Below are 11,887 nucleotides of genomic sequence, written 5' to 3'. Positions count from 1 at the left end.
GGGGCGGGTGTTCGGCGAGGGAGGATGGGCGCATGCTCCTGGCCCGACTCGCGGACGCGTCCCACCAGGTCGCCGCCACCTCCGCCCGCTCGCGGAAGATCGCCGTCCTTGCCGAGCTCTTCTCGGAGGCCGCGCCCGAGGAGAGCCCGCTCGTGATCGCCTACCTGTCCGGGCGGCTTCCCCAGGGGCGTATCGGCGTCGGCTGGAGTGTCCTCAAGAAGACGATCCCGCCCGCCGTGCCGCCCGCCCCGCACCCCACCCTCACCCTCGCCGGCACCGACGCCCTGATGACCCGGCTCGCCGCCGTCTCCGGCGCCGGGTCGCAGGCCGAGCGCGCCCGGCTCGTCCATGAACTGATCGCCGCCGCCACCCTGGAGGAGCAGGAGTTCCTCATCCGGCTGCTCTCCGGTGAGGTACGTCAGGGCGCCCTCGACGCCATCGCCCTCGAAGGCGTCGCGCGGGCCGCCACCGTGCCCTCCGCCGAGCTCCGTCGCGCCGTGATGCTCGAAGGGTCCCTGCCCCGCGTCGCCCAGGCCGTGCTCGCCGAGGGGCCCGCCGCCCTCGACAGGTTCGCGCTGCGCGTCGGCAGTCCCGTCCTGCCCATGCTCGCCCACACCGCCGCCTCGGTCACCGAAGCCGTCGCCGGGCTCGGTCCCTGCGCCGTGGAGGAGAAGCTCGACGGCATCCGGGTCCAGGTGCACCGCCGTGGCGACGAGGTGAGGGTGTTCACCCGCTCCCTGGACGACATCACCGGCCGGCTGCCCGAAGTCGTCGCCGTGGCCCGGGAGACGGCGGGCGACCCGTTCATCCTCGACGGCGAGGTCATCGCGCTCGACCTTGCCACCGGTCGGCCGAAGGCGTTCCAGGACATCGCCTCCCGGGTCGGCTCGCGGGTGGACGTCGAGACCGCCAGCGCCGCGGTGCCGCTCTCGCCGGTCTTCTTCGACGTGCTGGCGGCGGACGACGAGGTCCTCATCGACCGGCCGGGACAGGAGCGCCACGCCGCGCTGGTCCGTCTGGTCCCGGAGAACCGGCGGGTCCGCCGTTTCGTCGTCGACGATCCCGAGGAACCCGAACAGGTTCGGGCGGCGGAGCGGTTCTTCGCCGACACCCTGGCCAGGGGCCACGAAGGAGTCCTGGTCAAAGCCCTGGACGCGCCCTATGTGGCCGGTCGGCGCGGTCGTACCTGGCTCAAGGTCAAGCCGGTCCACACCCTCGACCTGGTCGTCCTCGCCGTCGAATGGGGCCACGGCCGCCGCACCGGGCTGCTGTCCAACCTCCACCTCGGCGCCCGGGCCGCCGACGGGAGCTTCGTGATGCTCGGCAAGACCTTCAAGGGGCTCACCGACGAGATGCTGCGCTGGCAGACCGAGAGGCTCGGCGAACTGGCCGTGGACGACGACGGGTTCACCGTACGGGTACGGCCCGAGCTCGTCGTCGAGATCGCCTACGACGGTCTGCAGCGCTCCACCCGGTACCCGGCCGGGGTGACCCTGCGCTTCGCCCGCGTCGTACGGCACCGTCCGGACAAGTCCGCCTCCGAGGCCGACACCGTCGAGCGGGTCGTCGGGGGCCCCTGACGCCGGGGCTCATTCCACGGCCCGGTCGGTGTACCGGTGGCGTACCCAGAGCGGCAGCACGTACCAGCAGAGCAGGTACCAGGAGACCAGACCCGTCACCAGCCACGGCACGAACGCGTCGTCCGTCGCCACCCGCAGGACAAGGAGCAGCGCCGAGGTCAGCGTCGCGAGCAGCAGGACGAGGCCGGCGAAGGTGAGCCGGGACGCCCAGACCACGGTCTCGGGCTTGATCCGGCGCCCCGCCACCAGCCGGTGGAAGGACACCGGTCCGATCAGGGCACCGGTGGCCGCCGCGCCCAGCGACACCGTGACCACGTAGATGGTCCGGTCGGTGTCCGACAGCTCGGCGAACCGGGGCGCGAAGACGACGGTGAGCAGGAAGCCGAACAGGATCTGCACGCCCGTCTGGGCGACCCTGATCTCCTGCATCAGTTCACCCCACCGCCGGTCCGCTCGTTCCTCGGGCGTCTCGCGCCGCCCACGGACGAGGCCGGCGCCGCCCCGCTGCTCCTCAGCCGGTCGAGTGGTCACGGAACCTCCCATGGTCGCCCCACCTCGCGGGTAACCGCACGCGGCGACTTCAACCTCCGGACGTCGCGTGAGACTCCGGGGCGAGGGATGCTGGAAGCGTGGCGGGACGACAGGAACGCCCGGCCGCGAGGAGATGAGCGACGTGTACGACACGCACATCGACACCGACGTCACCGTGCAGCTGAGCGACTGCAACCGGGAGGACGCCCAAGCTGTCTTCGACGTCCTCGACCACGTGTACAAGCTCGAGGACATGACCGCGCCCGGCCCGCAGGCGGCCACCGCCCCCGAGCCCACCGTCTGGACGGAGACGTTCGACACGGCCGAGGGGCGTCGGGAGGAGACCGGCCCGATGCGTCTGACGGGGATGGTCGGAGTCCTGCTGACGGGTGGGTACCACGCCGTGGACGAGGTCGAGAAGACGCTCGCCGCGACCTTCGACATCCAGTCGCTGCAGTCCGTCTCCGGTGACCAGGAGACCGAGGCCCGGCTGCTGCTGGCCTCCCGCTGACGGTCCGCCGTGCCGACCCGCTGACCCGCTGACTCGCGGCCCCGTCGGCGGTCGGACATTCGGACACCCCGACACCCCGGGCGGAGCGGACGGGCGCCGCCCGGGGCACACGTCTGCCCCGACCCCCTATGCATCACGTGTATACACCGTGTGTAGAGTGCTCGGCATGCCATGCGGAAACGCCCTCTGACCAGGCGCGCGTGGCTCACCGAAGCCATCTACGGGGAAGCGGGTTGCAGTATGTTCCGAACTGAAAAGGGGAAGCGCCAGGGACCGGCCGTCGCCCTTCTGGCGGCGGCCTCTCTCATGCTCGCGCTCAGCGGCTGCGGCGTCGACCCGATCAGTCCGGGTGACGCCAGGGGGAAGGCCTCGACGTCGGACGACAAGGCGGGCGCGGCCGGGGCGGTCGACTGTGCGAAGGCGAAGTGCATCGCGCTGACCTTCGACGCCGGCCCCGGCAAGGACACGCCCCACCTTCTCGACGTGCTCAAGGAGAAGAGGGTCCCCGCCACGTTCTTCCTGCTCGGCAGGAAGCACGTCGACCGCTATCCCGAGGTCGTCAAGCGCATCGCGGACGAGGGGCACGAGGTCGGCAACCACACCTGGACCCACCGCATCCTGACCGACCTGGAGGCGGACGAGGTGCGCGAGGAACTCTCCCGGACGCAGAACGCGATAGAGAAGATAACCGGGAAGCGGCCCACCCTGATGCGGCCGCCGCAGGGCCGCACCGACGATACGGTCTCGGAGGTGAGCCGTGACCTCGGACTCGCGCAGGTCCTGTGGAGCGTCACGGCCAAGGACTACTCCACGACCGATTCGGAGCTCATACGGAAGCGGGTGCTCGACGCCGCCGACGGCGACGGCATCATCCTGCTGCACGACATCTACGACGGGACCGTTCCCGCGGTGCCCGGCATCATCGACGAGCTGAAGAGGAGGGGGTTCACCTTCGTGACGGTTCCCCAGCTCCTCGCGCCCGGCAAGGCCGAACCCGGCGCCGTCTACCGTCCGTGAGGCGGGGTGCACGAACGGTGAAAATGGGGTGAGGTGTCTCACATCGGTCACCTCGGGCACGTCGGAACTCGCCCTGAAGGTTTATCGTTCATCAATGTGTGACGGTGAAGGGGCCCGGTCCCCGAGTCCCCCCTTGAGGTGACCGCTCTTCGTCGTCGCGGCAATCGGCCCCGGTTGGAATCCCCCGTCCAACCGGGGCTTTGTCGTTCCCGGGCGCGGGCCGCGCCCGCACGGCGCACGATCCGGCGCGTTCGACCCCTTCGAGTGACCTCGCGCATGCTCCTCCAGCGCTCGGGCAGTGATCGTCACAGGCTGTGACGATCACGAGGGGGCCGCCATGCGGGGGACGACTGCGCGCATCCGGTGGGCTGTGGGTGCCCTCGCTGCCGGGCTGCTGCTCACGGGGTGCGTCACCGCCGGCCCCGGACCGGGCGTGCCGCCCACGCCCGAGGCCCAGGACACGCTGCTCAAGACCGCCGAGCGGACCCTCGTCGACCGTTGCCTCGACGCCCGTGGGCTGACCCTCGCCCGTCGGCCGGACACCTCCGAGGAGGACCGGCGCCTCCAAGCCGCGCTCTTCGGCACCGGCCCCCGGGAACTGTCGCTCACCCTGGCCACCGGCCATACCGTCACCGCCCACACCGACGGCTGCCTCGCGGCCGCCCGGCAGACCCTCTACGGCGATCAGGCACGCTGGTTCCGCGCCCAGGTGACCGTGAACAACCTGCGCGCCGAGGCCCAGGACCGGATGAAGGACGACCCCGCACACCGGTCCGCCCTCGCACGGTGGAACGCGTGCGTGACTCCGCCCGGGAGTCCACCGCCCGGCAGCAGACCGCGGCCCGACCGCCCCGATCCGGCCGTCGCCGCCCGCTGCGCGAAGGAGAGCGGACTCGCCGAGGTGCGGGCGCGGCTGGAACCCGCCGAGCTGGCGAAGGTCCGTGCGCTCCGCGGCGACCAGCTCACCACGTACCAGCAGCTGCGCACCCGCGCACTGCGGCGGGCAGTCGAACTGTCCGCACCCACCACCCGACAGGAAGGCACCGACACTTCATGAAGCGCATCCTGACCACCGCCGCTGCCCTGCTCGCCCTCACCGGCGGCCTCGCCCTGACCGCACCCGCCCAGGCGGCCGAATGCCCGAGCGGCGAATTCTGCACCTGGCAGGAGGCCAACTTCGGCGGCCAGCGCGCCAACTGGAGCGGCGACGACGGCTGGTGGGAGAGCTGGATCGCCGACACCGACTCCTCCTGGGCGAACCACGGCATCTCGGGGCCGGGTATCAAGGACCATGTCAAGGTCTACGAGGACGCCCATCAGGGCGGCTCCATGACGATCTGCCTGGCCCCAGGCCAGGAGGTCGGCTACAACGGCGCCGCCAACGACCGCGGCGACTCCCACACCTGGGCGATGAACTGCTGACCCGCTCCCTCCTCGCGACGCGCTCCCGCACCCTCACCGGGTGCGGGGCCGCCGGGGGTGATCGCGCCGCGGTACGCCGTCGGGGCCGAAGACCTCGTGGTGGACGGCGGAGGCGGCGATGCCTGCCGTCAGCAGATCGCCCCGTACGTGGCGCATGAAGGGCAGCGGGCCGCAGAGGTACGCCGTCAGGTCCTCGGGGAGGTCGAGTTCGGTGACGTCCGCGCGGCCGTGGCGCGCGCCCGAGGCGCCCGGCTGCTCGTACCAGAGCGACCCGTTCGGCAGGGCGTCGACCAGCCCGCGCAGCTCCTCACGGTGCGCGTGGTCGGCGGGAGCGCGGTCGGCGTGGACGACGGTCACCGGGCGGCGCGAGCCGGTGGCGGCGAGGTGGCCGAGCATCGCCGGCATCGGCGTGCTGCCGATGCCCGCAGAGGCGAGGAGCAGTGGCCCGTCGCCCGCGGGCAGCACCAGATCGCCGAACGGCGCGGACACCTCGATCCTGTCGCCCACGCGCGTCTGCTCGTGCAGCCACGTCGACACCTCGCCCGCGGGGTCGCCGTCCACGTGCTTCACCGTGATCCGCCAGTCCGGGCGGCCCGGCACCGCGGAGAGGCTGTACTGACGGATCTGCCGTGCACCGTCGGGCAGTTCGACACGCACGCTCACGTACTGGTCGCCGCCGGCCTGATTGGCGCGGTTGAAGAGGTCCCGCAGCAGTTCGGGGCGGGCCGCGAACACGCCCGCGTAGAAACGCTCCCCCGTGTTGGACGGGAGGTCAGGGGGAGCGGCGTGACCGGCGGCGGCGCCAGAGCCACAGGCCGCCCACGACCACGGGCGCGGTGACGAGCAGGAGGACCAGCAGCGGCCACCGCGCGCCGCCGAGTTGCAGGTCCGTGAAGACGATCAGGGCCACCCCGACCAGCGGGATCAGCACCGACACCAGGGCCCGCACACCGGCCACCACCATGTCCGGCTGGAGGCGGCCGGTGCGCGGCGGGCGCCGGTCGCGGACGCCGAAGTAGAAGAGCGTCGCCCGGTCCGTCAGCCGGGTGGTGGAGCGGTGGTACGAGACCGCCATGTATGGCAGCCACACCAGCGGCGCCACGAGACCGGTCAGGAGCACCACTCCCAGGAGCGCCCACTGGCCGAGCTGGGCGACTCGGCCATGTCCGTTCCCGTCGTCGTCGGGTGTGATGATGCCGAGGAGGCGTGCCATCCGCAGGACCAGGGTCCAGAAGATGGCGATCCGGCCACGTCGGGGACGGGTGCTTTCGGCGGGCTCCGGGTGGGCGCGCAGCCCGGCTATGGCCGTCGCCGTGTCCGCGTACACCCCTTGCAGGACGAGCAGCTCGGCGGCGCGCTCGGGGGCGGCGGTGTCCCGGCCGTCGAGGCCGGCCAGTTCGAGGACCGTCCGCGCCTGGAGCAGGAGGGCTCCACAGAACGCGACGGGGATGAGCACCATGAACGGCCCGCCCACGAACGCCCCTTCGGTCGTGACCGCCCGCCTGCCCCGGGCCGTGATCACGGGCCGGAGTTCGGCGGGTGCCGCGTCCGGGAGCTCGCCGCGCAGCCGCTCCATGCTCCGGCCGGCCGCCGGGCCCATGTGCCGCAGGGCGAACGCGGCGAGCAGCTCCGGAAGCCGGCCCGGCTCGGCCCGCGCCTCCCGCAGGAACGAGCGGGAGAGCGCGGGGGCCGGTTCCGCGGGGGCCGGTTCCGCGGGGGCCGGTTCCTTCGGCTCGCCGTTCGTCAGGACAGGACCTTGGCCTTCGCCTTCTCGAACTCCTCGTCCGTGATGGCGCCCTTTTCCTTGAGATCGGCCAGCCGGGCGAGCTCGTCGGCACTGCCGCCCTTGCCGTCGCCGCCGGTAGCCGCCGCCTTGCGGATGTACGACTGGAACGCGGCCTCGTTCTCCTTCGCCTGCTTCATGTCCCGCTGGCTCATGCCCTTGCCGCGGGCGATCACGTAGATCAGGACGCCGAGATACGGGAGCACGATGCACAGGATCAGCCAGCCCGCCTTGGCCCAGCCGTTCAGCTCGTGGTCCCGGAAGATGTCGGTGATGATCTTGAACAGGAGGAACAGCCACATGATCCAGAGGAAGAACCAGAGCATGGTCCAGAAGAGGTTGAGGAGAGGGTAGTCGTCCATTCCTGCACTCCGTTCCGGCCGCGGCCACCGAGGGACCGGGCGTACTCGCGAGTGTTGCTCAACCCCCGCCCGCCCGCATGTCGGGGAGAGCAGGGGTGGATCTCCGCGTGCGGGCCGGGGAAGGGCGTGTTCGGATGGGCGGGCGCGTACCCGTACGAAAGAGGTCCGCCAAGGACGCCGTCGCCAAGATCGGACCGGAGGCCAAGCTGCTCGGGCCCGAGGGCGCGGCCGGAGCTGACCGGGATGTTCCCGCGCCGTCGCCCCCCGGCCCGTCCTGATCCCGTCATCCGGCCCGCGCCGCGGGGCGTGCCCGGGCCCGCTCCGCACGGCGCGAACAGGACCAGGAGCAGGCCATCGCCGACCTCCAGGCCCAGCAGGGTCTGCTGACCCCGGAAGAGTTCGCGGCCGCCAAGGCGAAAGTCCTGGGCCTCTGACCACGCATACGCCGCGGATCCTAGATATTGGATATTGGATATCGGATCACGGACATTGGATCCACGATCCGGTATCCATGATCCGATATCCGATCCGTCGCCAGGGCTCAGGCGGTGCGGGCCTTCAGCGCCGCCAGGGCGCGGTCCGCGTGGACGCTCATCCGCAGCTCGCTGCGGACGACCTCCAGCACTCGGCGGTCCTCGTCGACGACGTACGTGACGCGCTTGGTCGGCGCGAGCGAGAAGCCCCGGGTGACACCGAAGCGGCCGCGGATGGCGCCGTCGGGGTCGGAGAGCAGCGGATAGCCGAGCGAGTGCCGGTCGGCGAACTCCTGCTGTCGGGCGACCGTGTCGCCGCTGATGCCGACGGGGTGCGCACCCGCCGCCTTGAACTCTGCGGCCAGGTCACGGAAGTGGCAGGCCTCGGCGGTGCAGCCGGCGGTCATGGCCGCCGGGTAGAAGAAGAGGACGACCGGCCCGTCCTCGAGGAGGCCGACCAGCGAGCGGGGCGTCCCCGTCTCGTCCGGAAGCGTGAAGTCCTCGACGATGTCACCGATGTTCATCCGGCCCACCCCTTGTCTCCGACCGGCGCCTCCGGTCATCGACGGGTGACGCTACCGCAGGGTAGCGAGGCGCGACACGGGTGGTCTCGGAGGCTCAGGCCCGCTGGCGCGCGGCCTGCCGCTGGTCCAGGATCGCGAGGACCTGTTCGCCCCAGCGCAGGTTCTCCTCCTCCAGGGACCGGCCGCGCATCAGTGTCAGATACGGGCCGATCCGCTCCGCCTCGCGCAGGTACGTGGCCTCGTCCCGCCCGGCGAGCATCCACTCCCGGAGCCGCTCCCACCGCGCGAGCTTGCCCCGCGCCCACTCCATCCGCTCCGCCACGAAGCCCCGCACCGCCTCGGTGTCACCCTCGTCGCACGCCTGCACCTGGACCATCAGCTCGTCGCGGATCGCGGTCGGACGTGGGGGCTGGGCCGTGTACGCAGTGAGGTCCTGCCGGCCCGCGTCGGTGAGGGAGAACATCCGCTTGTTGGGGCGCCGTTCCTGTTCCACGACCCGGGCGGAGATCAGACCGGCCTCGGAGAGCCGGTCGAGCTCGCGGTAGAGCTGCTGAGGCGTGGCGGCCCAGAAGTTGGCCACGGACACGTCGAAGATCTTGGCCAGGTCGTATCCGGATGCCTCGCCCTCCAGGAGGGCCGCGAGGACAGCGTGCTTCAGGGACATTCGCACACGCTAGCAGCACCGTTGAACAGGTGGTTTCCACCTATTCCGGGCGGGTGGCCGGCGCGGGCGGGGGTTCCGGCAGACGCGGCGGCATCCAGTCCGCGTGGCGCAGGATCATCCGCAGCGTCGCGCCCGACGGAGCGAGCCGCATGGCGGTGTTCCGCAGGGCCACGGCCCCGGGCGCGGACAGCTGCTGACCCATCCGCCCGGCCTTGCGGGCGGCGACCGTGACCGCCTGGGACCGGGGGCGCCGCTCGGCGTCGTACGCGCGCAGTGCGGAGTCGACGTCCCCGCCCCGCGCCAGCGCCGAGGCGAGGACGACGGCGTCCTCCAGGGCCTGGCACGCGCCCTGCCCGAGGTTGGGGGTCATCGCGTGCGCCGCGTCGCCGAGCAGGGCGACCCGTCCCGCGACGAAGGAGGGCAGCGGGGTGGTCAACTCGTGGATGTCGTGATGGAGAACGTCCTCCGGGCGGGTGGCGTCGAGGAGCTGCGGGATCGGTTCGTGCCAGCCGGCGAACCGCCCGCGCAGTTCCCCGAGCGGGTCGGTGTGCCGTACGCCGGCGGGGGAGTTGAGGACGGCGTGCCACTCCGCGCGCCCGTCGGTGAACGCGATGTGCCCGAACTCGGCGCCGTGCCCCCACGTGATCTCGAAGTCCGAGGAGAGGTCGAGCGGCCGGTCCGTCAGGGCGCGGAGCACGGTCGAGCCGCTGTACGCGGGGCCGGGGTGGTCCGGGAAGAGGGCCGCCCTCGTACGGCTGTCGACACCGTCGGCGGCCACGACCAGATCGGCTTCGAGCTCCACCTCCGTCCCGCCGGCCACCCGGTCGCCGCCGTTCGCCCGGATGCGCACGCGTCCCGGCTCGGCGCGGTCGAGCTCGGTCACCTCCGCGCCGACGACCAGGGTCTCGGGGGGCAGTTCCGCCCGCAGCAGCCGGTGCAGCGTGGCGCGTGGGATGCCGACGATGGGCGTTCCGAGGGCACGTTCGAGGGCGGCGCCGTCCATGCGGGCGAGCCAGGTCCCGTCCGGCGTGCGGGTGCCGCCGGTGTACTGGCCGCGTGCGGCGGCCCGGACGGCGGTGCCGACCCCCAGGGCGTCGAGGGCGCGGATGCCGTTGGCGGCGAGCGAGATCCCGGCGCCCGCGTCGTCGAGCAGGGGCGCGCGCTCCACGACCGTCACCTCCCAGCCGACGCGCCGCAGCCCGATGGCCGCGGCGAGTCCGCCGATGCCCGCGCCGACGACGACAGCGATGTTCCCCATGGCGATCAGCCTCTCCCGTGCGCTTACCCACCGCTTCTACAGCTGTAGAAGACTAGCGCGGCCTCTCTACAGGTGTAGAAAGAGGGGGTGACTCCCGATCGCCCGGCCGCGAAGCGCCCCGACCGCCGTACCCTCCTCGCCGACACCGCGCTCGGTGTGCTCGCCGACGCCGGTACGCGGGGGCTCACCCATCGCGCCGTCGACGCCGCCGCCGGACTGCCGGCCGGTACGACATCGGCGTACTACCGAACCCGTTCGGCCCTGCTGACCGCGCTGGTCCGGCGGCTCGTCGAGCTCGACCAGGCCGAGCTGCGCACCGCCGGGGAGCACCTCCCCGAACCGCGTTCGGCGGCCGAACTCGCCGACGCCGTCCGCGCGCTCGTGGCCGCGCGGCTCACCGGCGAGGGCCGGCGCCGGTCACTCGCCCGCTACGCCTGCGTCGTCGAGAGCGTGCGGGACCCCGAACTCCGCGAAATCCTGGTCCCACGGGAGAACCCCGCCCGCGACGCGGTCCATCGCTTCCTCGCCGACCAGGACGTCGAGGACCCAGAGGGGCGCACGCTCGCGCTGCTCGCGTGCGTGGACGGGCTCGTGCTGGACCGGGTGGTCCGGGGCGGGAGTGTCTCGGTGGAGGAGGTGGAAGGCCTGGTGGCAGCGGCCCTGCGACCCGCCAAGGGTGCGCGACCCGTCGTGGGTGTGGAGCCCACGGGTGCGGAGGACGCGGCGGCGGCCGGTCGTTGACATGCAGCCGATCGGCTGCCTATCGTAGAGGCAGCTAAAAGGCTGCATGTTGAGGTGGGGCGATGGATGAGGTGTTCAAGGCACTGGCCGATGCCAGTCGGCGACGGCTGCTCGACAGCCTGAACGCCCGCAACGGCCAGACCCTGCGCGAACTCTGCGAGGGCCTGGACATGGCACGGCAGTCCGTCAGCAAGCATCTGGCGCTCCTGGAGGCGGCGGGGCTGGTGGTCACGGTGCGGCGGGGACGGGAGAAGCTGCACTACCTGAACGCCGCTCCGATCCACGCCATCGGGGACCGCTGGATCAGCCGGTACGCCCGCGAGCGCGTCAGCGCGCTCGCCGACCTGAAGTCAGCATTGGAGCAGAACCCGATGGACAGCAACGCGTTCGTCTACACCACCTACATCCGCACCACCCCCGAGGAGCTCTGGCAGGCCCTGACCGACCCGGCTTTCACCCGGCGCTTCTGGGGCGTGGCCTTCGAGACGACCTGGACCGCCGGATCGCCGATGGTCTGGGACGAGGGCGGCCGGAAGACGAGCGACCCCGAGCAGGTCGTCCTCGCGGCTGAGCCCGGCCGACGGCTCTCCTACACCTGGCACACGTTCACGCCCGCGTGGGCGGAGGCGGTCGGCATCGGCGACGACGTGTACGCGAAGCTCGCGAAGGAGCGCCGCTCGAAGGTGACCTTCGAGATCGAACCGGCCGGGGACACGGTCAAGCTCACCGTCGTCCACGACGACCTGGAGCCCGACGGCACGATGCGCGGCATGATCGGCGAGGGCTGGCCGGCCCTGATCTCCAGCCTCAAGTCGCTGTTGGAGACCGGCGAGGAACTGCCGGAGCCGCCCCGCTGAGGCGGCGACCGTAGCCGCGGCAGGAGGGGTCGGGCGGGTTCCGACCCCTCGCCGGAGCGCGTGCGCTCGGCAGCCGAACCAGCGGGAGGCCGTCCGTGCGCTCGTCGCCGCGCGGCGGCCGGAGCGTGCGCCTCCGAGGAGGCCGGAGCGCGTGCCTCCGAGGC

The 11,887-nt window shown here is 72.2% G+C and carries 14 protein-coding genes and 1 pseudogene; 8 read left to right on the top strand and 7 right to left on the bottom strand.

From position 1 onward, the window contains the following. Positions 1-32: 32 nt before the first annotated feature. Positions 33-1,580 (top strand): ATP-dependent DNA ligase, encoded by a 1,548-nt coding sequence (locus Q5762_RS00805; protein ID WP_315889908.1) that lies wholly within the window; start codon positions 33-35, stop codon positions 1,578-1,580. 9 nt (positions 1,581-1,589) lie between these two features. Here the strand turns inward: Q5762_RS00805 and Q5762_RS00800 are convergent, their stop codons facing one another. Beyond that, the gene (locus tag Q5762_RS00800) at positions 1,590-2,123 is read right to left on the bottom strand and encodes a DUF6328 family protein (RefSeq protein ID WP_399494123.1); all 534 of its coding nucleotides are present in this window, start codon (positions 2,121-2,123) and stop codon (positions 1,590-1,592) included. Between the two features lie 121 nt (positions 2,124-2,244). Here Q5762_RS00800 and Q5762_RS00795 point away from each other — a divergent pair, with 121 nt between their 5' ends. The 4 genes from Q5762_RS00795 (at position 2,245) to Q5762_RS00780 (ending at position 5,061) form a co-directional block, all read left to right on the top strand. Continuing rightward, positions 2,245-2,622 carry a hypothetical protein gene (locus tag Q5762_RS00795; protein ID WP_315889906.1) on the top strand — a complete coding sequence of 126 codons (378 nt, stop codon included), beginning with the start codon at positions 2,245-2,247 and terminating at the stop codon, positions 2,620-2,622. Between the two features lie 240 nt (positions 2,623-2,862). Next, on the top strand, positions 2,863-3,639 hold the full coding sequence (locus tag Q5762_RS00790) for a polysaccharide deacetylase family protein (protein WP_315889905.1): 777 nt from the start codon (positions 2,863-2,865) through the stop codon (positions 3,637-3,639). A gap of 337 nt (positions 3,640-3,976) precedes the next feature. Beyond that, the gene (locus Q5762_RS00785; RefSeq protein ID WP_315889904.1) at positions 3,977-4,696 is read left to right on the top strand and encodes a hypothetical protein; all 720 of its coding nucleotides are present in this window, start codon (positions 3,977-3,979) and stop codon (positions 4,694-4,696) included. Then, on the top strand, positions 4,693-5,061 hold the full coding sequence (locus tag Q5762_RS00780) for a peptidase inhibitor family I36 protein (RefSeq protein WP_315889903.1): 369 nt from the start codon (positions 4,693-4,695) through the stop codon (positions 5,059-5,061). The genes Q5762_RS00785 and Q5762_RS00780 overlap by 4 nt, the downstream gene beginning before the upstream one ends. Positions 5,062-5,094: 33 nt before the next feature. Here Q5762_RS00780 and Q5762_RS00775 read toward each other — a convergent pair. The 3 genes and pseudogenes from Q5762_RS00775 to Q5762_RS00765 all read right to left on the bottom strand — a co-directional run. Next, positions 5,095-5,730 (bottom strand): annotated as a pseudogene (locus Q5762_RS00775) (FAD-binding oxidoreductase); the annotation flags it as partial. Positions 5,731-5,833: 103 nt separating this feature from the next. Beyond that, complete coding sequence (locus tag Q5762_RS00770; RefSeq protein ID WP_315889902.1) at positions 5,834-6,661, bottom strand: hypothetical protein; 828 nt, start codon at positions 6,659-6,661, stop codon at positions 5,834-5,836. Positions 6,662-6,804: 143 nt separating this feature from the next. Continuing rightward, on the bottom strand, positions 6,805-7,206 hold the full coding sequence (locus Q5762_RS00765; RefSeq protein ID WP_315889901.1) for an SHOCT domain-containing protein: 402 nt from the start codon (positions 7,204-7,206) through the stop codon (positions 6,805-6,807). A 134-nt stretch (positions 7,207-7,340) separates the two neighbouring features. Here Q5762_RS00765 and Q5762_RS00760 point away from each other — a divergent pair, with 134 nt between their 5' ends. Further along, positions 7,341-7,484 (top strand): hypothetical protein, encoded by a 144-nt coding sequence (locus Q5762_RS00760; protein WP_315889900.1) that lies wholly within the window; start codon positions 7,341-7,343, stop codon positions 7,482-7,484. A gap of 263 nt (positions 7,485-7,747) precedes the next feature. On the opposite strand, the gene Q5762_RS00755 is transcribed toward Q5762_RS00760, so the two are convergent. The 3 genes from Q5762_RS00755 to Q5762_RS00745 form a co-directional block, all read right to left on the bottom strand. Further along, entirely contained in the window at positions 7,748-8,203 is a 456-nt protein-coding gene (locus Q5762_RS00755; RefSeq protein ID WP_315889899.1) for a peroxiredoxin, read from the bottom strand. 94 nt (positions 8,204-8,297) lie between these two features. Then, positions 8,298-8,867, bottom strand: coding sequence for a PadR family transcriptional regulator (locus tag Q5762_RS00750; RefSeq protein ID WP_315889898.1), 570 nt, complete (start codon positions 8,865-8,867; stop codon positions 8,298-8,300). Between the two features lie 40 nt (positions 8,868-8,907). Continuing rightward, the gene (locus tag Q5762_RS00745) at positions 8,908-10,125 is read right to left on the bottom strand and encodes an FAD-dependent monooxygenase (protein ID WP_315889897.1); all 1,218 of its coding nucleotides are present in this window, start codon (positions 10,123-10,125) and stop codon (positions 8,908-8,910) included. Positions 10,126-10,212: 87 nt separating this feature from the next. On the opposite strand from Q5762_RS00745, the gene Q5762_RS00740 reads away from it, so the two are divergent. Both Q5762_RS00740 and Q5762_RS00735 read left to right on the top strand, forming a co-directional pair. Beyond that, positions 10,213-10,866: a TetR family transcriptional regulator C-terminal domain-containing protein gene (locus Q5762_RS00740; protein ID WP_315889896.1), complete on the top strand. Its 654-nt coding sequence runs from the start codon at positions 10,213-10,215 to the stop codon at positions 10,864-10,866. A 62-nt stretch (positions 10,867-10,928) separates the two neighbouring features. Beyond that, on the top strand, positions 10,929-11,723 hold the full coding sequence (locus Q5762_RS00735) for a metalloregulator ArsR/SmtB family transcription factor (protein WP_315889895.1): 795 nt from the start codon (positions 10,929-10,931) through the stop codon (positions 11,721-11,723). Positions 11,724-11,887: the final 164 nt, after the last annotated feature.

It is taken from the genome of Streptomyces sp. P9(2023) (genome assembly GCF_032436795.1).
Taxonomy (GTDB): domain Bacteria; phylum Actinomycetota; class Actinomycetes; order Streptomycetales; family Streptomycetaceae; genus Streptomyces.
This window is presented reverse-complemented; position numbering and strand designations above follow the sequence as displayed.

Excerpts from the sequence above, each read along its gene's own strand:
- Q5762_RS00780 (WP_315889903.1), top strand. The coding sequence starts at position 4,693 with ATGAAGCGCATCCTGACCACCGCCGCTGCCCTGCTCGCCCTCACCGGC.
- Q5762_RS00735 (WP_315889895.1), top strand. The coding sequence starts at position 10,929 with ATGGATGAGGTGTTCAAGGCACTGGCCGATGCCAGTCGGCGACGGCTG.
- Q5762_RS00785 (WP_315889904.1), top strand. The coding sequence starts at position 3,977 with ATGCGGGGGACGACTGCGCGCATCCGGTGGGCTGTGGGTGCCCTCGCT.
- Q5762_RS00770 (WP_315889902.1), bottom strand. The coding sequence starts at position 6,661 with ATGGGCCCGGCGGCCGGCCGGAGCATGGAGCGGCTGCGCGGCGAGCTC.
- Q5762_RS00760 (WP_315889900.1), top strand. The coding sequence starts at position 7,341 with ATGGGCGGGCGCGTACCCGTACGAAAGAGGTCCGCCAAGGACGCCGTC.
- Q5762_RS00745 (WP_315889897.1), bottom strand. The coding sequence starts at position 10,125 with ATGGGGAACATCGCTGTCGTCGTCGGCGCGGGCATCGGCGGACTCGCC.
- Q5762_RS00795 (WP_315889906.1), top strand. The coding sequence starts at position 2,245 with ATGAGCGACGTGTACGACACGCACATCGACACCGACGTCACCGTGCAG.
- Q5762_RS00765 (WP_315889901.1), bottom strand. The coding sequence starts at position 7,206 with ATGGACGACTACCCTCTCCTCAACCTCTTCTGGACCATGCTCTGGTTC.
- Q5762_RS00800 (WP_399494123.1), bottom strand. The coding sequence starts at position 2,123 with ATGGGAGGTTCCGTGACCACTCGACCGGCTGAGGAGCAGCGGGGCGGC.
- Q5762_RS00750 (WP_315889898.1), bottom strand. The coding sequence starts at position 8,867 with ATGTCCCTGAAGCACGCTGTCCTCGCGGCCCTCCTGGAGGGCGAGGCA.
- Q5762_RS00790 (WP_315889905.1), top strand. The coding sequence starts at position 2,863 with ATGTTCCGAACTGAAAAGGGGAAGCGCCAGGGACCGGCCGTCGCCCTT.
- Q5762_RS00755 (WP_315889899.1), bottom strand. The coding sequence starts at position 8,203 with ATGAACATCGGTGACATCGTCGAGGACTTCACGCTTCCGGACGAGACG.
- Q5762_RS00805 (WP_315889908.1), top strand. The coding sequence starts at position 33 with ATGCTCCTGGCCCGACTCGCGGACGCGTCCCACCAGGTCGCCGCCACC.